The 21,377-nt window shown below is 48.8% G+C and carries 22 protein-coding genes; 5 read left to right on the plus strand and 17 right to left on the minus strand.

Features of this window, described 5'->3' with window-relative positions; all coding sequences use genetic code 11:
- Window positions 1–2 precede the first annotated feature (2 nt).
- The 11 genes from WKT10_RS00520 to WKT10_RS00570 form a co-directional block, all read right to left on the minus strand.
- Window positions 3–749 (minus strand): YveK family protein, encoded by a 747-nt coding sequence (locus WKT10_RS00520; protein WP_340274757.1) that lies wholly within the window; start codon window positions 747–749, stop codon window positions 3–5.
- Between the two features lie 36 nt (window positions 750–785).
- Complete coding sequence (locus tag WKT10_RS00525) at window positions 786–1,508, minus strand: CpsB/CapC family capsule biosynthesis tyrosine phosphatase (RefSeq protein ID WP_340274758.1); 723 nt, start codon at window positions 1,506–1,508, stop codon at window positions 786–788.
- Window positions 1,505–2,029, minus strand: a complete 525-nt coding sequence (locus WKT10_RS00530; RefSeq protein WP_340274760.1) for an AfsR/SARP family transcriptional regulator — start codon at window positions 2,027–2,029, stop codon at window positions 1,505–1,507. Before WKT10_RS00530 ends, WKT10_RS00525 begins: the two co-directional genes overlap by 4 nt.
- 242 nt (window positions 2,030–2,271) lie before the next feature.
- Window positions 2,272–2,754, minus strand: a complete 483-nt coding sequence (locus WKT10_RS00535; RefSeq protein ID WP_340274762.1) for an AfsR/SARP family transcriptional regulator — start codon at window positions 2,752–2,754, stop codon at window positions 2,272–2,274.
- Window positions 2,755–2,896: 142 nt separating this feature from the next.
- Window positions 2,897–3,028: a hypothetical protein gene (locus WKT10_RS00540; protein ID WP_337434286.1), complete on the minus strand. Its 132-nt coding sequence runs from the start codon at window positions 3,026–3,028 to the stop codon at window positions 2,897–2,899.
- A 119-nt stretch (window positions 3,029–3,147) separates the two neighbouring features.
- On the minus strand, window positions 3,148–4,539 hold the full coding sequence (gltA, locus tag WKT10_RS00545; RefSeq protein WP_066544448.1) for an NADPH-dependent glutamate synthase: 1,392 nt from the start codon (window positions 4,537–4,539) through the stop codon (window positions 3,148–3,150).
- Entirely contained in the window at window positions 4,539–5,429 is an 891-nt protein-coding gene (locus tag WKT10_RS00550) for a sulfide/dihydroorotate dehydrogenase-like FAD/NAD-binding protein (protein WP_066544450.1), read from the minus strand. The genes gltA and WKT10_RS00550 overlap by 1 nt, the downstream gene beginning before the upstream one ends.
- 87 nt (window positions 5,430–5,516) lie before the next feature.
- Window positions 5,517–6,428 (minus strand): aldose 1-epimerase family protein, encoded by a 912-nt coding sequence (locus WKT10_RS00555; protein WP_066544452.1) that lies wholly within the window; start codon window positions 6,426–6,428, stop codon window positions 5,517–5,519.
- Window positions 6,429–6,544: 116 nt separating this feature from the next.
- Window positions 6,545–7,042 carry a dihydrofolate reductase gene (locus WKT10_RS00560; RefSeq protein WP_066544453.1) on the minus strand — a complete coding sequence of 166 codons (498 nt, stop codon included), beginning with the start codon at window positions 7,040–7,042 and terminating at the stop codon, window positions 6,545–6,547.
- A 3-nt stretch (window positions 7,043–7,045) separates the two neighbouring features.
- Window positions 7,046–7,561, minus strand: a complete 516-nt coding sequence (locus WKT10_RS00565) for a dihydrofolate reductase (protein WP_337933635.1) — start codon at window positions 7,559–7,561, stop codon at window positions 7,046–7,048.
- Window positions 7,562–7,891: 330 nt separating this feature from the next.
- Window positions 7,892–9,286, minus strand: a complete 1,395-nt coding sequence (locus WKT10_RS00570) for an alanine/glycine:cation symporter family protein (protein WP_340274770.1) — start codon at window positions 9,284–9,286, stop codon at window positions 7,892–7,894.
- A gap of 146 nt (window positions 9,287–9,432) precedes the next feature.
- Between WKT10_RS00570 and WKT10_RS00575 the strand changes: the two genes are divergently transcribed.
- Entirely contained in the window at window positions 9,433–10,356 is a 924-nt protein-coding gene (locus tag WKT10_RS00575; RefSeq protein WP_066544462.1) for a LysR family transcriptional regulator, read from the plus strand.
- 22 nt (window positions 10,357–10,378) lie between these two features.
- Window positions 10,379–10,879, plus strand: a complete 501-nt coding sequence (locus WKT10_RS00580; RefSeq protein WP_066544469.1) for a superoxide dismutase family protein — start codon at window positions 10,379–10,381, stop codon at window positions 10,877–10,879.
- Here WKT10_RS00580 and WKT10_RS00585 read toward each other — a convergent pair.
- The 3 genes from WKT10_RS00585 to WKT10_RS00595 form a co-directional block, all read right to left on the minus strand.
- The gene (locus WKT10_RS00585) at window positions 10,866–12,533 is read right to left on the minus strand and encodes an AAA family ATPase (RefSeq protein ID WP_340274773.1); all 1,668 of its coding nucleotides are present in this window, start codon (window positions 12,531–12,533) and stop codon (window positions 10,866–10,868) included. The two genes, WKT10_RS00580 and WKT10_RS00585, sit on opposite strands and share 14 nt — an antisense overlap.
- 88 nt (window positions 12,534–12,621) lie before the next feature.
- Window positions 12,622–13,074: an NUDIX hydrolase gene (locus WKT10_RS00590; protein WP_066544480.1), complete on the minus strand. Its 453-nt coding sequence runs from the start codon at window positions 13,072–13,074 to the stop codon at window positions 12,622–12,624.
- A gap of 106 nt (window positions 13,075–13,180) precedes the next feature.
- On the minus strand, window positions 13,181–13,438 hold the full coding sequence (locus WKT10_RS00595) for a glutaredoxin (RefSeq protein WP_066544481.1): 258 nt from the start codon (window positions 13,436–13,438) through the stop codon (window positions 13,181–13,183).
- Between the two features lie 181 nt (window positions 13,439–13,619).
- Between WKT10_RS00595 and WKT10_RS00600 the strand changes: the two genes are divergently transcribed.
- The 3 genes from WKT10_RS00600 to WKT10_RS00610 are packed head-to-tail and all read left to right on the plus strand — an operon-like array spanning window position 13,620 to window position 17,746.
- A complete protein-coding gene (locus WKT10_RS00600; protein WP_066544487.1) occupies window positions 13,620–14,114 on the plus strand; it encodes a MarR family winged helix-turn-helix transcriptional regulator in 495 nt (164 codons plus the stop codon).
- Between the two features lie 16 nt (window positions 14,115–14,130).
- On the plus strand, window positions 14,131–15,903 hold the full coding sequence (locus WKT10_RS00605) for an ABC transporter ATP-binding protein (RefSeq protein ID WP_340274777.1): 1,773 nt from the start codon (window positions 14,131–14,133) through the stop codon (window positions 15,901–15,903).
- 34 nt (window positions 15,904–15,937) lie between these two features.
- A complete protein-coding gene (locus WKT10_RS00610) occupies window positions 15,938–17,746 on the plus strand; it encodes an ABC transporter ATP-binding protein (RefSeq protein ID WP_340274779.1) in 1,809 nt (602 codons plus the stop codon).
- Window positions 17,747–17,751: 5 nt separating this feature from the next.
- Here WKT10_RS00610 and WKT10_RS00615 read toward each other — a convergent pair whose 3' ends face one another.
- From WKT10_RS00615 to WKT10_RS00625, 3 genes are read right to left on the minus strand one after another with little or no spacing between them, the layout of a single operon-like run.
- Window positions 17,752–20,085: a xanthine dehydrogenase family protein molybdopterin-binding subunit gene (locus tag WKT10_RS00615; protein ID WP_340274781.1), complete on the minus strand. Its 2,334-nt coding sequence runs from the start codon at window positions 20,083–20,085 to the stop codon at window positions 17,752–17,754.
- Window positions 20,085–20,552: a (2Fe-2S)-binding protein gene (locus WKT10_RS00620; RefSeq protein WP_066544495.1), complete on the minus strand. Its 468-nt coding sequence runs from the start codon at window positions 20,550–20,552 to the stop codon at window positions 20,085–20,087. Before WKT10_RS00620 ends, WKT10_RS00615 begins: the two co-directional genes overlap by 1 nt.
- Complete coding sequence (locus WKT10_RS00625; RefSeq protein ID WP_066544497.1) at window positions 20,552–21,343, minus strand: FAD binding domain-containing protein; 792 nt, start codon at window positions 21,341–21,343, stop codon at window positions 20,552–20,554. Before WKT10_RS00625 ends, WKT10_RS00620 begins: the two co-directional genes overlap by 1 nt.
- Window positions 21,344–21,377: the final 34 nt, after the last annotated feature.

The raw sequence follows: 21,377 nt of genomic DNA on the forward strand, positions 1-21,377 counted from the left end.
TTTTACACCGCTCCCTTCGTTTTCTTCTTTTTTCTTCCCTTTTCGTTTTCTGATTTGCCGGTTTCATCCACATCCGGAATAGAAGCCAGTACAGTAAGTCCCAGATATTTCTCCACGTCTTCTTCTGTCTTTATAGTGTCGTCCATGATCACTCCCAGACAGATAATTCCGCTGATCAGTACGGCTGCTGCCAGACCGCCCATAGCCGCATTCTTTTTCACATTTGGAGAACTTGGTTTTTCTGCCGGTACGCCTTCCTCGATGATCTTGGGCGGAACCATTTCCATAATATCGCCTATGTAATCGGAAGAAGTCTTTGCTACCTCTTCTGCCAGCGCCTGGGCGCGGATCGGATCTGTATCCGATATGGTAATAGAAAGCACACGGGTATCTGCCGGGTTTCCAATGCTGATCTTGCTCTTCAGCTGATCCACGTTCATATCCAGCTTCTGTTTTTCAATCACCTGCTCTAATACCGGACGGCTGGTTACCAGTACGCTGTAGTCCTTGGTAAGCTGGCTACCGATCTGCAGGTCTGCCAGTGAGGTAAGAGTTGTTTCCTTTGAAAGTACATAGACCATTGCGGTGGATTTATAAATGGGCGTCAGCAGGATCTTGCTGTACAGCCCCGCTCCGAAAGCTCCTACGATCAGCCCCAGGATGATCAGCCACAGCTTCTTTTTTAAAGCATAGGCCAGTTCCAGCAGATCGATCTGTATCTCGTCATTGTCATCAAACTTCTTTTCCATGGTATAACATTTCCTTTTCTTTTCATAATAGTTTTGCTACAGTACCTTGTTTTCCAGAATATATCTCTGATTTTTCCCAAATATGGTGGCCGCATCCGGACAGCCGCGCTTTTTTGACAGTTTTTTAAATGCCTCTTCCAGCCTGGGCGGCCTTGTATCCGGCCGGTGCATATCGCTGGCGGCAAAGTGGATCCTCCCCTTCTGGATTTCTTTCAGGCTCCAGGCTGCCGTCCGGTCAAACAGACCGCCTGTCAGGCTTTCTGCATTGACCTGCAGACAGGCTCCGCTCTGAACCAGCTCCTCGGTCCTGCCTGTTTCACGAAGGCAAAGATACCGCTCTGCGTGAGCCAATACGGGAATAAATCCAGACTGGACCAGTTCCCGGACTGCCCGTCTTATGGTCTGAAATCCATCTCCCGGTTTGAATTCCACCAGAGCATACCGGCTTTCTGCCAGTGTGAGCGCTCTGCCCTGTTCCAGATACAGCGGCAGTTCTTCAAAATACCGCAGTTCCTGTCCCAGGCTTATTTCAAGTTCCAGCCCTTTTCTGTGAGCCAGCTCCCGGACGCCTGCTTTTAATTGTCTTAACTGCTCCATATCCGTCTTTCTGGAAAAATGGGGGGTTGCGATAATATGGCGGACTCCCTGCGCCCAGGCTGCCTCCAGCAGACGGCCGGTTTCCTCCCAGTTTCTGGCTCCGTCGTCAATTCCCGGCAGAATATGAGCGTGGATATCTATCATTTCCAGTTGATCCGTCATTTTCTCTTTCCGCCTTTTTTCCTCTGACTGAGAATCGTCTCATGAACCTGATCGGAAAGTCCGTTCATAGGCGTTTCACAGTACTGGCAGTAAAGGTTGTTTAAATAGGGCACTACCTCCTGCCCCCACTCGTAACCGGACATATAGTTTCCCAGAAACAAGGGGACATAGTCGGGATTCCCTTCCACAAATTCGTATACATCACAGATAAAGCTGCTGGCGTCCACCGCAAAACTTCCTCTCTTTTTGATCAGCATGCCGCCAATCCCGTTATTCTCCAGTATTTTTTTCAGCCGGTAATAAATCACCCGAAGATTATTTTTGGCGGTCTGTTCCGGTGACTGTTCATACAGCAGCCAGGCCATCTGTGATAAGGATACGCTGCTCCCTCTCTTATCCACCAGAACCGCCAGCATTTCCTTTGCCTTTTCACTGGAAAAATGGACTTGTTTCCCGTCTACAAATACATCGAACCCGCCAAAGGTTTTTATAAATATGTTTTGCCCTTCCCTCTGACTCATTAAATATCTCTCCCGCTTTTAATCGTATTCTTAATAAAAACTTAATTTTTATTAACTATCCTTTAATAAGATACACCATGAACCTTATCAGTACCGTTACAGTTTTGCATTGTTATGCATGTTTCCTGTATTTTCGTAACATTTTCAAAGTGTTTTTATTTTAGTACCGTTTTTTTTACATAATTTCCAAAAAAAGGACTGCAGGTATTCTGCCCTGCAGTCCTTTTTCCCCCATTACTTTATTATTCGTTCTGTGCTTCCCTTATTTTCCGGGTTTTAATTTCCTCAAACTTCTGGAGCAGATATGACAATGTAACCTCTGCCCAGCTGTACTCCGGCATATATTCGCCCATAAAGTAACGGTCTTCATTCTCCTCCAGCATCTCCCAGCAGTCGCACCGGATCCGCCGGCGGTTCAGCGCATAAAATCCGCGGCCTTCCCTCACGATATCTCCCAGCCCATAGCTGACGAGCGTTTTCTTGAGCCTGAACCACGCCACATGAACTGCCTGTCTGGCCGTTTCATCATCTTCCCCGTCCGAAAGAATCTGGGCCATCTCATGCAGGCTGATTTCCCTGCCACCCTGGTCTACCAGAACTGCCAGCAGTTCTTTTGCTTTGGCATTTGAAAAATCAATCTCTTTCCCCCTATAATACAGGTCAAATCCCCCAAATGTTTTAATGTAAACCTTTTCTGCGTCCACTAAACTTATTTTACGGTACATTTATATACCCCCCCCCCCGGCATTTCCGGAAGCAAGAACATATTTTTATACTAACACAGAAAGAGGTGTTTTTCCAGTAAAACGATAGTTAAATTACTAATTTTTGAACTGTCACAAATTTTGCGACTGTTGCAGGGGTACTTTACAATTCTTCATTCAAAGCGTTATTTATATGCTTACCAATCGTTTTTATATCTCTACCAAATAATTCAGCCATTTGATTTCTATTTAACCAAACTGTTTCTTGTTCTACTGCAACAGGAAGCGTTATCATTTTATCACATTTTCCCACCATAGTCTTGTGTTTTATAATGAGTTTTTATTGAGAATGCAAAAAGGATGCCAGTCAATGCTTCCCTGATCTGACATCCTTTACTGCTTTATTTATATTCTTCAGGCCTCTTTTCCCTTCAGATATTCATCAATCCCCTTCGCACCTGCCTTACCTGCCTCCATAGCCAGGATCACGGTAGCTGCGCCTGTTACGGCATCGCCGCCGGCGTATACGCCTTCCTTGGTGGTCTTTCCATTGCTTTCATCTGCAATGATGCATTTCCACTTGTTGGTCTCCAGTCCTTCTGTGGTAGAAGAAATCAGCGGGTTTGGTGAAGTTCCCAGAGACATGATCACCGTATCTACCTCGATGGTGTAGTCGGAACCTTCTACCTCTACTGGTCTGCGGCGTCCGGATGCATCCGGCTCGCCAAGCTCCATTTTCCGAACTACCATGCCGGTTACCCAGTCATTTTCGTCGGTCAGGATCTCTACCGGATTGGTAAGAAGGTCAAACTGTACGCCCTCTTCCTTTGCATGGTGAACCTCCTCCACACGGGCCGGAAGCTCTGCCTCGCTTCTTCTGTATACAACATGTACCTCTGCGCCCAGACGAAGTGCGGTTCTGGCAGCGTCCATGGCTACGTTTCCGCCGCCTACTACGGCTACCTTTTTGCCCAGGAAGATCGGTGTGTCATAATCGTCTCTGAATGCCTTCATCAGGTTGCTTCTGGTCAGGTACTCATTTGCGGAGAATACGCCGTTGGCATTTTCACCGGGGATTCCCATGAACTTGGGAAGTCCTGCGCCGGAGCCGATAAATACGGCCTTAAAGCCCTCTTCGTCCATCAGCTCGTCAATGGTTACGGACTTTCCGATGATCACGTCTGTCTCGATCTTAACGCCCAGCTTCTTTACATTTTCAATCTCAGGACGAACGACTCTGGTCTTTGGCAGACGGAATTCCGGGATACCGTAGGTTAATACGCCGCCCGGCTCGTGAAGTGCCTCAAAAATCGTTACCTCATAGCCCATCTTTGCCAGATCGCCTGCACAGGTCAGACCGGAAGGGCCGGAACCGATGACAGCTACCTTGATGCCGTTGGTGGTCTCAGGCTTTGCGGGAACGACGCCGTTTTCTCTGGACCAGTCCGCTACAAAACGCTCCAGCTTTCCGATGGAAACCGGCTCGCCCTTGATGCCGCGGATACATTTTCCCTCGCACTGGCTCTCCTGAGGACATACACGGCCGCAGACAGCGGGAAGGGCGCTGGACTCAGCGATGGTAGCTGCTGCATCCGCAAATTTGCCCTCTTTTACCTCTGAAATAAATTTAGGGATATTGATGGATACGGGACAGCCCTTTACGCACTGTGCGTTCTTGCAGTTTAAGCAGCGGGACGCCTCCTCCTGTGCTTCTTCCTGTGTATAGCCAAGGCAGACCTCTTCAAAGTTAGCTGCTCTTACCTTTGGCTCCTGTTCTCTGATAGGTACTCTCTTTAAAACGTCCATTATTCGTCACCTCCGCAGTTTCCGCAGCCGCCGTGATGGGTGGCTCCTTCCTGAGCCTTAAGGATGGCTCTGCCTTCCTCTGTCTTGTACATCTGCTGGCGCTTCATGGCCTGGTCGAAATCTACCAGATGGCCGTCAAACTCCGGTCCGTCTACACAGGCAAATTTCACCTCTCCGCCAACGGTTACACGGCAGGCGCCGCACATGCCGGTTCCGTCTACCATGATTGGATTTAAACTTACAATGGTCGGAATTCCCAGCTCCTTTGTAAGCTTGCATACGAATTTCATCATGATCATGGGGCCGATGGCTACGCAGACGTCATACTTCTTGCCCTGATTCTCCACCAGATCCTTGATCACGTCTGTTACCATGCCCTTGCGCTCATAGGAGCCGTCGTCTGTGGTCACATAGAGATTTCCGGCTACTGCCTTTAATTCATCCTCCAGGATCAGCAGATCCTTTGTCTTGGAGCCCTCGATCACATCCGCCTCAATGCCGTGCTCATGCATCCATTTTACCTGAGGGTATACGGGAGCAGAGCCTACGCCTCCTGCCACAAAGAGATACTTTCTCTTCTTTACTTCTTCGATGTCTTCCTTTACAAACTCAGATGGCTGTCCTAAGGGGCCTACGAAATCCTGGAAATAATCTCCGGCTTTTAATTCCGCCATGCGCTGGGTAGATGCGCCTACGGTCTGGAATACGATGGTCACCAGTCCCTTTTCTCTGTCAAAGTCGCAGATGGTCAGAGGAATACGCTCTCCCACCTCGTCAATCTTTACGATAACAAATTCTCCCGGCTGGCAGGCTCTGGCTACTCTGGGCGCCTCTACGTCCATGAGATAGATCTTGTCCGCCAGACATTCTGCCTTAACGATCTTGTACATGATTTTCCTCCTCTTTTTCACTCATACCCCAAAACCGCAGATGCGCTTCTAATGGCATGTGTATTTATAAGACTCAGCTCCTCGGTTCTATTCGATCCGGATGCTGTAGCTCTTCTCCCAGGTTCCCCAGGCTTCCAGCTTCTGGATGCCCGGCCGGTCTTTTAATTCTCCCTTATATCCGTCGGGAGCGCACAGGCCGTACCATGGCTCCAGGCATACAAATGGATGGGTTGCCTCGATGGTCCATACGCCCAGGTATGGAAAATCGCCGCAGTCTATGGTCACATAGGGCGTTTCGTCAACCAGAAGACCCACGCTTGAAATCTGCGCCCCGTCAAACATATAGGTAAGGATCTGGTCAAAGAATCCCTTTGTCACCGGAACCTGACCGTCCTTAAGCTTTAAGTTGCCGGTCTTTTCCTCCACCTGATATCCCTGGTCATTGGGCGCCAGATAGTGAAGCTCCTCCTGATGATTTCCCGCTTCTTTTCCTTCTTTATTAAATACCAGCGTATAATCGTAAATGGTCTTTCCCTCAGGTACCTGAAAGGCCGGATGGCCGCCGATCATAAAAAGAAGCTCCCCGGAATCGGGATTTTTTACTCTCCACATCACTTCAATGGTCCGCCCCGTAAGCCGATGCCCTATCTCCAGCTCAAAATGGAAGGGGTAAACCCCATAGGTATCCGGAGTATCCTTTAACCGGAACCAGCATTCATCCATATCGCAGAGCAGAGGTTCAAATTCCATATCTCTGGCAAAGCCGTGGGGCGTAATACCATACTCTTTCCCCTCATGGGTATATTTTCCCTCAAAGCTCTTTCCTACAAACGGGAAAAGTACAGGCGCATGGCGGTTCCAGACTGCCGGATCTGCTCCCCAGAGAAGCTCTCTGCCGGCCTTTTTGTCATAAATCCTTGTAAGCTCTGCCCCGTGACGATCCACGGTGATCAGCAGTTCCTCATTTTCAAGTGTAAATACGGTTCCATCATTCTTCATAAGTCATCCCCCCTTTCTGATGTCTGCATCATTGAATCTGTCGTGAAAATGTATTGCTGCACAGACTTCATATTATCATTTTCCAATGAATGTTACAACTGTTTTTAAGGATTTTGTCACATCCCGGTTCTCACATAGCGGCAAAAGGTATAGCAGAGGTCAAAATAAGTCTGTTCTTCCCCCTCCTCTGCCAGTTTCCAGTCCGAAGCCTGATCCAGATCCACAGGGAAACGCAGATCTGCATCATAAACATAATCAATGGCAGTGAGATGAATGGTATCGCAGTAAGGCAGGAACTGCCGGTAAATGCTTTCTCCGCCCAGGATATAAATATCCTTTGGATCAAACTCCTCTAAATATGCAAGGGTCTCTTCCATACTGCGGCAGACCACAGCGCCTCTGGCCTTGAAGGACGGATCTGCGGAAAGAACCACATTGGTACGCCCTCCCAGAGGCTGGCCTCCAGGCAGTGTTTCCAGAGTTTTCCTTCCCATCACAACCACCTTCCCGGCGGTTTCCTTTAATAAAAGCTGGCGCTCCGCCGGAATATTTACCAGTGGGCGGCCATTTTTCCCGATCGACCAGTGTTTATCCGCTGATACAATAAGGTTCATCTGCTAAATCCCCCCTTTCCCGTCCGATACCGGCTGCTGCTCATACAGGCGGAATTCGTAGCGGATCCCATTGTCCTCTCCCGTTCCCAGCACTTTTGTCTGCTTCCATCCCGGCTCCCGATCCAGATCCGGAAATACCGTATCCGCAGGAAAGGTATGGAAAATGTGGGTAATATAGGCTTTTTTACAATAAGGAAGAAATGCTCTGTAGACCGTTCCGCCTCCAATGATAAAAACATCCTCGCTGTCATACTGCTTTAAAAGCTCCAGCGCTTCCTCCACGCTGCCGCACAGAGTTACACCCTCAGGAGCATAGTCCGTATTTCGGGTGAGCACAATATTAACCCTGTTTTTTAAGGGCTTTTTGCCCGGAAAGCTCTCCAGGGTCTTACGCCCCATGACTACCACCTTTTCCTTCGTGGTTTCCCTGAAAAATTTCATATCCCCCGGAAGATGAGCTAAAAGCCCCCCATCCTTTCCAATGGCCCAGTTTTCATCTGCTGCTGCTATCAAATTCATGCACATATCTCCAATCTGCCGTAATGTATCCATTCTATCACATTTACCTAAAAAATACATAACAAAAATCTCCCAGAATCATCATCCTGAGAGATTTTATTATGTATTTTTCGATATGCCTGGCTTCTGGAGTCTGGTGTCCAGAGCGACTTTGAAGGCCATTAGAAAACCTTAGGGGATTAAATTTTTCGTTAAAAGCCATATCAAACCTGTCTGAGCGCACCGAGTTTTTGATATGGCTTTTGCTTTTAGAAAAATTTCATCCCCTTAGTTTTTCTTATGGCCGGAAACCGGAGCTCTGGACACCAGACTCCAGACCTCGATGCTATTTCAAAGCACTCCCTTTGCCCTCTTTTCCTCATAATCCTTCAGAGAAGCCAGCGCTTCTCCTGCCATAGGATACAGAGCGATCAGATTGAAGATTGTCATCAGGCCAACGCCTACGTCGCCCAAATCCCATACGATGGTATAAGCAGCCAGTCCTCCGATAAAGAGCATCACCAGCGCCAGAACCTTATAGGCGGTCTGGGCGGCCCAGCTGTCTCCGAACAGATAGGAAACATTGCTGCGGGCATAGTACAGGATTCCAAGGAAGGTGGAAAAACTGAACAGCCACAGGATCACTGCGATAAAGATCACACCGAACCTGCCAAGATGATATCCCATAGCAGCCTGTAAAAGATCCATTCCTGCCAGAGAGCCGGTAATCTCATCCGGAGCTAAGAGCATTAAGAATGCGGTACAGCTGCAGATTACAATGGTATCAATAAATACGCCCAAAGCCTGAACCAGTCCCACCTTGGCAGGATGATCGGTCTTTGCGGTAGCTGCGGCGCAGGGAGCAGAGCCGGAACCGGCCTCATTGGAAAAGAGGCCGCGCTTTACACCATTCATGATCACTGCGCCGATTCCGCCGGCCACTGCCTGGCGCAGTCCAAAGGCCTCTGAAAAGATGCGCTCAAGCACAGCCGGAATCTGGCCGATATTTAACAGAATCACTCCCACTGTGATCAGCAGATACAGACCGGCCATTACAGGCACAATGGCATCCAGGGCTTTTACCGTGGCATTTTTACGAAGAACGATCACAGCGCCCAGGATCACCAGTACAATGGTGCTGTAAAGAGGCGGAATGTTAAATGCATTTTCAAAGGAGGAGGCCACTGAATTGCTGATTACCTGGCTGATGCCGCACCAGCAGATCAGGCCTGATATTGCAAAGAGCACAGAAAGAGGGAACCAGCGGGTCTGCTTCTTATTTTTCTGGAAAAATTTATGCATATAGTAGGCAGGACCTCCCCGGTAACCGCCGTAAAGAGGATCCTCTTCCTTATAAAGCTGAGCCAGCGTAGCCTCAATAAAGGCGGTAGTGGAACCCAGAAGGGCTGTGACCCACATCCAGAATACGGCTCCGGCTCCGCCTGCGGAAATCGCAGCCACAACGCCTACCAGATTTCCCATTCCTACACGAGTGGCAGTGGAAACTACCAGCGTCTGACAGGCAGAAAGCGCAGTTGTTTCTCCATCCTTCCGCTCCAGAGTAATCCTCAGCATATCCTTAAATAAACGCAGGGAAAGGAAACGGGTCCGCAGAGTAAAATAAATACCTGTAGGGATCAGCAAAAGCACCAAAAGAGAAAAGCTTATGCCTGCGCCCCCAGGCAGAGGCAGGGTGATCAGATCTCCCCACAGAAACTGATACACCGTTTGAATTAACGTAACCATAGTTTTAGACACTCCTTCTATATAGAACATAGATTTTTTCTGTGTTCCAGTATATAATAGTTATTATCATTTGTAAAATTGATAGTTTAAATCTCAACTATCTACATTTTCGATTGTTAGCAGGATAAAGTACAGGAGCGAAAGAAATGAACATAGATACGAAAAATATGGAAACCTTTATTCAGGTAGCGGAACTGTGCAGCTTTACAAAAGCTGCCAAAAAGCTGGGCTACTCCCAGTCTACCGTGTCATTCCAGATCCGCCAGCTGGAAGAAATGCTGAATGTGCGGCTTTTGGAGCGGATCAATCATACGGTCGCACTGACAGAGGCCGGCCGGAAGGTGCTCAATTATGCCCATCGTCTGGAACAGCTGACAGTGGACATGGAAAAAGAATTAAGGCCGCAGCCCTCTGTAAGCGGCCATGTGCGCATGGCTCTGGCAGATTCCCTTGCCTGCTGGATCCTGCGAGAGCACTATGAAAATTTCCGTGCTGCCTATCCGGGAATTACTCTGAAAATGGCAACTGCAAGCACGGAGGAGCTGTTCCGGATGCTGAATCAAAATGAAACAGACCTGGTCTATACGCTGGATCATCATGTTTACAACAGCGACTATATCATCGGTGCGGAAGAACGGATCCAGGCTCATTTCGTGGCATCTCCCGGCTTTCTTCCCTTTTCCTCTCTGACTGTACCGGTCCGAGAACTGATCACCTTTCCATTTCTCCTGACAGAAAAGGGGATGAGCTACCGCCGTCTGATGGACGAGCATCTGGCCCGGTTCTCCCTGGAGGTACGCCCGGTTCTGGAATTTGGCAGTGCAGATCTTTTATGTACCCTTGTGACTCAGGGCGCCGGAGTGTCATTTTTGCCTGATTATGTAACAGAAGCCGCCCTAAAAAGCGGGCGGCTGGTACGGCTTTCTGTGCCGGAATTTAAGCCGGAGCTTTGGAGGCAGCTTCTCTACCACAAAGACAAATGGGTATCTCCGGCCATGCAGACGGTGATCGAATATTTTTCCGGCCTTTCCCCGGCACATACGGATGCTTCCGATCATATGCTGTTGTAAATGGCACTTTCAGGAGATTTTTATGAATCAATCTGAATCCTCCACCCCCGGCGACCGCTTCGCCCAGATCCTGCAGTTTCAGACACCTGCGGCTCTGGCCTGGATCCGCGGAAACACGCCCTATGCTCCCGGCTTAAGCGGTATGGTGCGTTTTTATGATACGCCTTACGGCGGTGTTTTGATCGAAGGGGAATTTTTCCGGCTCCCCAATAAGGGAATTTCCAGCTCCACCGACTTCTACGCCCTGCATATCCATGAAAATGGAGACTGTTCCGCGGGATTCACACGAACAGGCGGCCACTATAATCCCACAGGCACATCACACCCCTGGCATTCCGGCGATCTTCTGCCTGTTATGGGAAACAGCGGGTATGGATGGCTTGCTTTCTATGACAAGCGTTTTACAGTAAAGGAAATCATGGGACGGTCTGTGGTCCTCCACAGCGGACTGGATGACTTTACCAGCCAGCCGTCCGGGAATCCTGGGGTTGTGATTGGGTGCGGGGTGATCAGGGAGAGGTAGGCTTTACCTTCACCATACACCGCTTCCGATAAAATGCGATCCCATAACAGATCACGGTACTGTAATCCTCAGCAAATTCTTCCCCATACCGTCTGACATCAATCTGCTTTATGGCTCTTTCACAGTCATAGGGCAGATCCTCCAGGCGGCGGGAATATTTTACCTCAAATACTGCAATCCTGTTTCCATCGTAGTCCTGAACTACAACATCACTGCGGCCGTCTCCATGCTCTCTGTTTGATTTTACGATATATCCGGCACCGGCAAAAATCCCCGCCAGAAAAACATGGTAAAAATCTTCTTTGTAGTCATGGTAGCTGATTGTTTTTCTAAGAAGCTTTGTCATCTCCTCTGTCAGCTTCTCTTCATCACGCTCCCATACTGCATGAAAAAGAGCCTTTCTTTCCCATAAACGGGCACTGTCATGGAACCATTTTATCACAGTATCTTCAAAAATTTCACGAATCTCCAGATTGGGAATCCATAAATTCCATTCCTGGCGTCCCTCCTCTTTTTCAGTTCCTGTAAGATATCCCGTTAAATACAGAATACTCCAAAGATTTTCTGCAGATGCATGAAGATAATCATAAGTAAGATCTTCCTCTATTTTCTGAGAAATTTTGTCTCCTGAAAGCAAGATTTCAAATTGTTTTATAGTATCATTTTCTGCCTGATCAATAAAAGAACGGATAATAGCATTGTCGCTTGTATTGCGCCAATAGCTCCTGGGCATAGCCTGAGGATCCAGGCATAATGCATTTATATGGTTCATCACATCCCAGGGCGAGTACACATCTATGCTTCCAAAACGATATCCATCATACCAGTTTTTGATTTCCTGACTATGAGAAGTATTTTGAGTATCTGCAAGAATCCTGTCTACTTCTTCCTGCGTAAAGCCAAAAAATTCATCCAGACGATTATCCGATATTGTATCTGTAATAAAGTTATTTGTTCCCGTAAAAATGCTTTCCTTGGCAATCCGAAGACAGCCTGTCACAACCGCCAGATGCAGGAAGGAATTATCCTTCAGAGCCTGAAGAATACCGCGGATCACATACAGCATTTCCTCATAATATCCCTTATCACTGGCCTTAGCAAGAGGCACATCATACTCATCTATCAGCAGAATCACCGTTTTTCCATAATATTGTTCCAACAGCCTTGTAAGAAATAGAAGACTGTTTTTAATTTCTTCCCCAGAAGCCTTTTTTCCTGCAATACGATCAAATATTTCTCGATCATATACCATCATTTCAGGGTTTTCCAGTAAGTAGATATGCTGCTTATAAAGCTCTGCGATCACAGCCTCTATCATGGAATAGGCATCCTTAAAACAGCTTCCGAATACAGATCTGAATGTCACATGGATGACCGGCCATTGGTTCATCCACGCCTCGCAAAGTTCCTTATTATCTGCTATTTTCAGCCCACTGAATATGGGGCGGCTGTCCTTTCTGATATCAAAAAATTCTGCCAGCATACTCATATTCATAGTTTTTCCAAACCGCCGGGGCCGGGTAATCAATGTAACCTTGATTCCCGGTGTTTTTAATAATTCCTCGATCAATCCTGTCTTATCAACATAATAGTAATTCCCTTTGCGGTATTCTGCAAAGTCGGAGCTTCCTACTGAAATTTTAGGCCAGGCCATACTTTCGATCCCCCTTTCTATCTCCCTATAAATAAAAACCTGCCGACAAATGCCTTTACCTATGCATTTCCCAACAGGTCCTTATTCTCTAAAAATACTTCTTGCTTCCCCAAAGATTACTCTTCTTCAGATCCAGATATTCATTATAGGCCTTTTCAAGGATCTGCTTTTCATTGGAGAATTTCAGCAGATGGTAGGCTTCGTAAAATTTGTAATATCCGGAATCCAGAAAGTACTCTTCCCGCTGTGGTTTGCTGTAATAGCTGTCGGCCATCATCAGATACCAATGTACATCCTTTTCCACAACATCCTGTGGGGTATTGAAGGTATACTGGCTTTTTCCGATATATTTGATGATGGAGGCGCTGACCCCGGTTTCTTCCTTGACCTCTCGCAGCGCCGTTTCCTTATATTCCTCTCCAGCTTCTACGGTTCCTTTGGGAAGAACCCAGCCCTCGTACTTGTTTTTGTAATTCTTGTACAGCACCAGGATCTTTCCTCGAAATATAACCACACCGCCGCAGCTCGTTGCTTCAATCATTGCAATCCCTCCTGGTTTTGGTGTGAACCTGGCTGCCCTGCGCAGCCGTGACTGGTTTTAGTATACAACGTTTGGAAGGGATATGCAAGAATTTTCACTTTCCCTGTTATATCTGTTCTAATACCTCCTGCAGGTCCAGCGTCTTCATTCCATTTTCAAGTTCAAAATAGGGCACTCCGATTTTTCCCTCTTTCTTTGGCCCGTCAAACAGAGCCTCCTCATCCCTGATCTTTAAAAATGCCTTCATTTCCGTCAGGCTGGCTGAGATATTTCTAAATTCCAGGTCTGCTCCCTTATCCTCCAGCTTGTAAATTGCATATAATGTATCTTTGCAGAGATGGGTTCCGTACATGATTACTTTCATTTTTGTGCTCCTTTTTATCTCATTTTTTCATAATGTAACAGCTGTCCTATTATCTGTCAATAGTATCTAAAGGAGCAATACATCCCCGGCTAGTTCCCTCTTGACAAAATCCGCTTTCGGATTTATACTCTCCTATACAAAAACCGAAATCGGATTATCAATTTATAAAGGAGCCTCAGCCATGTGCAGCAGCCATACCGCAAAAGAATTAAATCTTAAATTTAACCAGTTATACCGCCGTCAGTGCAATCTCTACCACACCTATGCAGCGGCCTGTCATCTTTCTGATACTGCATTTTCCATTCTTTACTGTCTCTGTGAAACAGAAGCAGATGAACATACCACACCATTTACTCAGCACGAGCTGGCTGAGCTTTGCAGCCTGCCCCGCCAGACAGTGAACTCTGCCATCAGTGGTCTGGTAAAAAATGGATATGTAAGTCTGGAGCAGTTAGCCGGAGCCGGCAATACCAAGGCAGTATACCTGACAGAAAAAGGGACTCAGCTCTGCCGGCAGATTGTAATCCCCCTGATTGAGGCGGAGCAGCATTCTCTGGCACAGATGACCGCAGAAGAGGTAGAGCTGTGCCTGAAGCTGTCTGTCCGCCAGTTAGACTTGTTTGAGGAGGAGCTGGCTTTAATCCTTCCGAAAAAGGAACACCCCTCCGGGGAATAAAGGAGAATTTGACATCATGCAATATTTTATACGATTTCTGAAACCTTACCGAATGACCTGTGTCCTGATATTCTTTACCGTGCTTTTAGATGTGGCCGGAGCCCTTCTGGTGCCTACGGTAACCGCCAAAATGTTAAATCTTGCCGCAGCAGGCGCAGGGCTTATGCCGATCCTTCACGAGGGCCTTATCATGCTGGCTATCTCCCTGATGGCCGGTTTCGGCGCTTTGTGGGGAAGCTTTCTCTGTGCGCGCCTGTCTGCCAGACTTGGCCGGGACATGCGTGTGGCTGTCTACGAAAAAAGCCTGAGTTTTTCCGCAGCGGATTTTGAACGGTTCGGAACAGCTTCTATGGTAACCCGAACCTTAAATGATATTAACTCTATCCAGACCGCCTTCGTCATGTGCATCCAGATGGTTCTTCCCGTTCCGATCATGTGTATCCTGGGCATCATTTTTGCTTTTCGGATCCATCCTTCTATGGGATATCTGGTTACAGCCGTAGTAATTTTTCTGCTGACAGCAGGCTTCTTTATTATCCGCAGGGCGGCCCCTATCTTTGAACGGCTTCAGCGGTTTTTAGACCGGGTGAATACGGTTCTCAGAGAAACAATCACCGGTGTGCGCGTGATCCGTGCCTTTGGAAAGGAACACCATGAAGCGGGACGGTTAAACCGGACCTTTTCTGATTATGCCGATTCTGCCATCCGGGCCAACCGGCTCTTTGCAGCACTGGACAGCATTGCCAATGTAGCGATCAACCTGACGGTTGTTGCAATCCTGTATATAGGCGGCAATCTGACCGGAGCCGGGGCCATGGAAATCGGCGGCATTACAGCTGTGACTGAATATGCGATCTGGATCCTGTTCTATATCATGATGGCCCAGATGGTTATCATTATGGTGCCCAGAGCCCTGGTGTGTATTGAGCGAATGGCTGAGGTGCTGTCACTGGAACCGGAGATACAGGATAAGCTTCCGGTTCCGGCTAAAACTGAAATCGTGAAACCTGATCCCCATACATCTGAGGCACTTGATTTGGGGGGCGCTGCCTCCTCCCACGCTCTCCTGTCCTTTGACGACGTTACCTTCCGCTTCCCGGATGCGGATGAGAATACCTTAAGTCATCTGGCCTTTCAATGTGAGAAAGGCACTACAACTGCCATTATCGGCGGTACGGGAAGCGGAAAATCCACCATTGCAAAGTTGATTCTGCGCTTTCACGATGTTACCTCCGGACGGATTTGTCTGGATGGAACCGATATCCGGGAACTTCCCCAGAAAAAGCTTCGTGACGCAGTATCTTATGTACCCCAGAAAGCCTGGCTCTTTTCCGGCACCATTGAAGAAAACCTGCGGTATGGAAATCCCAACGCCTCGGAGGCGGAGCTGCGGACAGCTCTGGATACAGCTCAGGCGGGCTTTGTATATGACCTGCCGGATGGCCTGGCTTCCCATACAGCTCAGGGGGGCACGAATTTTTCAGGCGGACAGAAGCAGCGCCTTTCCATCGCCAGGGCACTGGCAAAAAAAGCCGCTGTTTATATCTTTGACGACAGTTTTTCCGCTCTGGACGCAAAGACAGACGCAGCTCTCCGCCATGCTTTAAAGGATGCCACGAAAGATGCGGCTGTCATCATCATCGCCCAGCGTGTAAGCACCATTCTTCACGCGGACCAGATCCTGGTGCTGGATGACGGGAAAATCGCAGGACTGGGCACTCATTCCTGGCTTTTGGAGCACTGTCCGGTATATAAGGATATTGTGCGTTCCCAGCTTCGTGACGCCTGATTTTGTCATATTTTAAGGGAGGTTCATTGATTTTATGGAAAATGACCAGAATTATTTTGATACAGAAGTATTTGAAGCAAAGCATATGAAAAAGACCATTCTGCGCTTTATCCGCTCTATGGGGAAGCAGAAATGGAGACTGACCGTTGTATTTATCTGTATTGCCTTTTATACCTATTTTACGGTCATGGCGCCCTTATACAGTGCAGATGTGGTAGACCTGATCTGGAACCAGATGAAGGAGGCAATGCATACCGGACAGCATTTTCAGATCACCTGGGAGTTTGGCGGAAGGCAGCTTTTCTCCCTTCTTCTCATGTTTTTAGCCTGCGGTATCTTCTATTCCCTCCAGAGCTTTCTTATGGCAAGCTTTGCAGAGAAGCTGAACCTGCAGCTGCGGGGGGAGATCAGCGAGAAGTTAAACCGTCTTCCCTTGTCCTACTTTGACCGCCAGCAGCCGGGAGCCATCATGAGCCGGGCCACCAATGACCTCGAAAAAATGTCCGAGGCTCTTCAAACGGGACTTCTGCGCCTATTTATGGCTGTTGGAACTATCCTGGGTTCTCTTTCTATCATGGCTTACTTTGACGGATTCCTCACTGCGGTCTTTTTGTTCTTCACCGCAATTTCCCTGCTGGCAGCCAAAGCCGCTTCACGAAAGACCCTGTGCTATGCGGCCAGACGCCAGGATTGTACGGGACGGCTCAACAGCCTTATCGAAGAAGCCTACAGCGGCCGTATGCTGATCAAAGCCTTTAACCGGGAAGAGGAAAGTCTGGCCCAGATCCGCCAGGCCGCTGTGGAGCTGGCAGACGCTTCCGAAAAAACAGATTGGATCATCAATGCCATTAACCCCGGAATCCGCGTTATCAACCGGTTCGGACAGGTTGCTGTGGCTGTTTTGGGAGGTGTTATGCTCTTAAAGGGCCACCTGACCCCGGGACGGTTCCAGGCGTTCTTCCAGTATGCCAATCAGGCCGGAGAACCCATTACCGAGCTGTCCTATATGATCAATTCCCTCCAGTCTGCCCTTGCATCGGTGGAACGGGTCTATGAGCTGCTGGACGAAGAAGAAATCCTACCGGATCCTGAGCATCCGGCCTGTCTTCCCGCCCCAAAGGGCCATGTGGACTTCTCTCATATCCGTTTCGGCTACACTCCGGAGCGCACCCTCATGTCTGATATCAGCTTTTCCGTAAAAGAAGGGCAGAAAATCGCTATCGTAGGCGCTACGGGTGCGGGAAAAACCACGCTGATCAATCTGCTGATGCGTTTCTATGAAATCGGCGGCGGAACCATTTTACTGGACGGCGTAGACACCCACTCCTTAAGCCGGGCCGACCTTCGCCAGGCCTTTGGCATGGTACTGCAGGACACCTGGCTTTTTGAGGGGACCATTGCGGAAAATATTGCCTATGGAAAGCCGGATGCTTCCAGAGAAGAGATTATTGCTGCTGCAAAGGCAGCCAGAGCCGACTTTTTTATCCGTACGCTGCCTAAGGGATACGATACGGTTCTTGGAAGCGATGCGGAAACTATTTCCGCAGGACAGCGCCAGCTCCTTACCATCGCCAGGGTCATGCTCTGCGATCCTGCCATCCTGATCCTGGATGAGGCTACCTCTTCTGTGGATACCCGGACGGAAATGGAGATCAGCCTTGCCATGAACACACTGATGAAGGGCCGTACTTCTTTTGTGATCGCCCACCGTCTGTCTACCATTGTGGATGCGGATCTGATCCTGGTAATGCAGAATGGTACGATTATCGAGCAGGGGAATCACAAACGCCTCCTGGAATCAGGAGGCGCTTATGCGGAACTGTATAACAGTCAGTTTGCTTAATTTAATTACTGATTTAAACCATTAAATATCTTTTCAGCCGTAATCGGAAGCTCTCTGATCCGGACGCCGACTGCATTGTATACTGCATTGGCAATGGCCGGGGACGGAGTATTGATTACGATCTCACCAATGGACTTGGCGCCAAAGGGGCCTGTCGGCTCATAGCTGCATTCCAGCTCTACCTGCACCCTGCCAATGTCCAGACGGGTGGGAAGCTTGTACTGCATCAGGGAATTCTCGCAGACATGGCCGTTTTTCAGATAGGTTACATCCTCGTAAAGAGCCATTCCGATGCCCTGTACCAGTCCGCCCTCTGTCTGTACTCTTGCCAGATTTTCATTTAACGGCGTACCGCAGTCAACGGCTGATACAAACTGGATCAGATCGATCTGTCCGGTTTCCATATCTACCTCTACTTCTGCCGCACCTGCCATGAACGGAGGCGGAGATACGGGAGATGTACAGGATTCGGTTGCCTGAAGTGCCTCGTTATTAAAGCACATCGCTCTGTTTCCGATATCCAGAAGGGAAATCTCATTTTCAAATCCTGAGCCTTCGGGCACCGGAGTGAGACGCTTTACGGATTTTCCGGTAAATTCCAGTTCATCCTCGCCGCAGCTTAAGTATTCTGCGGCCTTCTTTATAATCTTTTTCTTTAAGGTCTCGCAGGTCTTAACCACTGCGTTTCCGGTCAGGTAGGCCGTACTGGAAGCATAGGAACCGGAGTCATAGGGAGAAATATCCGTATCTACGCCGTAGACAACGATATCATCCATCTCACAGTTCAGACACTCTGCCGCTACCTGCGCCAGGGTGGTATCGCAGCCCGTTCCCATATCGGATGCACCGATGGTCATGGAATAAAAACCGTCATCATTTACCTTGATGGTTACAGAAGCCACATCTACCTTTGAAATAGATGAACCCTGCATAGCCATGGCAATTCCTACGCCGCGGACCTTTCCATTTCCCATATCCTTTCTGGGATACTTCTCATCCCAGCCGATCATTTCCTTTACACGATCCACACAGCGGTCCAGCGTGCAGCTTTCTGCCGTTTCTCCGTAATATGCAGGCATTACCTGTCCTTCACGGATCATATTTTTTTCACGCAGCTTAACCGGATCCATATGAAGCTCTGCAGCCAGCTCGTCAATGGCAGACTCTACGGCAAAAATACCCTGGGTCGCACCATAGCCGCGGTATGCGCCTGCAGACATACGGTTGGTGTAGACTACATCATAGGCAAAGCGGAAGGCCTTTGGAGTTCCGTACAGAGGAATAGATTTGTGTCCGGAAAGTCCTACGGTCGTCGGCCCGTGCTCGCCGTAAGCGCCTGTGTTGGACAGGGTGTAAACGTCGATTGCCTGTAAAATGCCTTCGTCGTCGCAGCCTAATTTTACCTTTACTTCCATCTCATGGCGGGGAGAGGAAGCAATCTGGGACTCGTAGCGGCTGTAAACGATCTTTGCGGGCTTTCCTGTCTTCATGGTAACGATGGCAGGGTAAACCTCTGCGATTACAGTCTGCTTGGCTCCGAAGCCGCCGCCAATCCTGGGCTTGATCACACGGATCTTTGACTTTGGCACATCCAGCGCATGAGCCAGGATCCGGCGCACATGGAAGGTAACCTGGGTAGATGCGGTTACAACCAGTCTTCCGTAGATATCCATATAGGTGAAGGCCCGGAAGGTCTCCATCATGGCCTGCTGATTTGCCTTTGTATGGTAAACACGTTCAATTACATGGCTGCTGCCTGAAAATGCGGCTTCCAGGTCTCCGGCCTCATCCTTACCACAGGCACAGAGATTGCGCATATTGTCAGCGCCAACGGGACAGAGGGCCTTCCAGTCCTCCTCAGGATGAACTAAAATGTCTCCGTCCTTTGCATCATGCATATCAAGAACAGGCTCTAATACCTCATATTTTACCTTGATCAACCGCATGGCCCGGTCTACACAGGCCTCGTCCTCACCTGCTACAATGGCTACCGCGTCGCCCACGAAGCGCACTCTCTGATCAAGGATCAGACGGTCATAGGGGCTGGGCTCCGGATAGGTCTGTCCTGCCATGGTAAAGCGCTTCTTCGGCACATCCTTCCAGGTAAGGATACATTCGATTCCCTGTACCTTGGAGGCTACGGCGCAGTCGATCTCACGGATCAGCGCATGGGCATAGGGGCTGCGCAGAACCTTTACGATCAGGCAGTCCTTCATGGCAAGATCATCCGTATACACCGGCTTTCCCGTCACAAGAGCTTTCGCATCTCTCTTGATCAGGGGTGCGCCTACTACACGCAGCTTTTTGGCCTCAGCGGGCCGTTTCTGTGAATATGCCATCAGTCCCTGCCTCCTTTCTGCTTTGCATCCAGATACTTTTTAACTGCACGAAGCTGGGACATATATCCGCTGCAGCGGCAGAGATTTCCGGCTAAATACTCCTTGATCTCCTCCTCTGTAGGATCCTTTAACTCCCGCTCCATGGCCAGTACGTTCATAATAAAGCCCGGGCTGCAGAAGCCGCACTGCTCTCCGCCCTCAGCGGCTAAGAACATGCCAAATTCCTCTGCCTCCTTCTGAAGCCCCTCCAGAGTAGTTACATGACGTCCATCCGCTCTGAGAGCCAGAGTGGAACATGACAATACGGGCTTTCCGTCCAGCCAGACAGTACACAGGCCACAGTTTGCTGTTTCACAGCCTCTTTTTACGCTGTAGCAGCCCAGTTCACGCACCAGATCAAGAAGCACCGTATCCGGACGCACCTCTGCCTGAACCTGTTTTCCATTTAAACGAAAGCGAATCTCCATTACCGGCTCACACTCCTTCCCTTTAAGCGCTCCATGAGGCGTCTTACATACACAACTGCCAGGCTATGGCGGTACTGTCCGCTGCCTCTTGTATTATCTCCATAGGAAACTGCGTCTGCTGCCTGCTTTGCCATTTCCTTTATGGTGTCAAAATTATCTTCTGTAAATTCTACTAACGCTGCCTTTGCCGGTCTGGCTCCGATGGATACGAACCACTGGTTGCCCAGATTTGCAGCGCAGACTGCAAGCAGCGGGAAATCCGTACTGGAATTTCTCTGGCTGATATAGGCAGCCTTTCTTCCGTCCTTTTTGATCACCACACGGACAAGGATATCTCTGTCATCCCTGTGAACCGGACGGGCTGCGAACTCTTTGATCGGCACCATGCCGCCGTGGTACAGCTCTACATAAGCGTCAAGAGCCAGCAGGCAGGTAATGATATCGGAAAATCCGAAACGGGCATATACGCTTCCGCCTACAGTTGCGCAGTTGCGCATCTGAACTCCTACGATATGTCTGGTGCACTCCTTAAAAATGCCTCCGAAATATGTATTCAGTCCTTCATGAATTTCCAACTGTCTCAGGCTGCACATAGCTCCTATGGAAAATTCCTCTTCATTTTCTTCAATCTGATCCAGCCCAAGACCGGATAAGTCGATGACCATACGCTTTGTCACGTTTGTCATCTTCAGCCACACCATGCCTCCTACTACCAGGCTGCTGCGTTTCTGGCACAGCTCGTATGCCTCAGCCAGGCTGGTTACCTTAACATAATCATCTGCTCGAAACACCTGATCGCTCCTTTCGTCATTTGCAACGTTTCCT

Source organism: Enterocloster sp. HCN-30185, from assembly GCF_037890305.1.
Classification (GTDB): Bacteria; Bacillota; Clostridia; order Lachnospirales; family Lachnospiraceae; genus Enterocloster.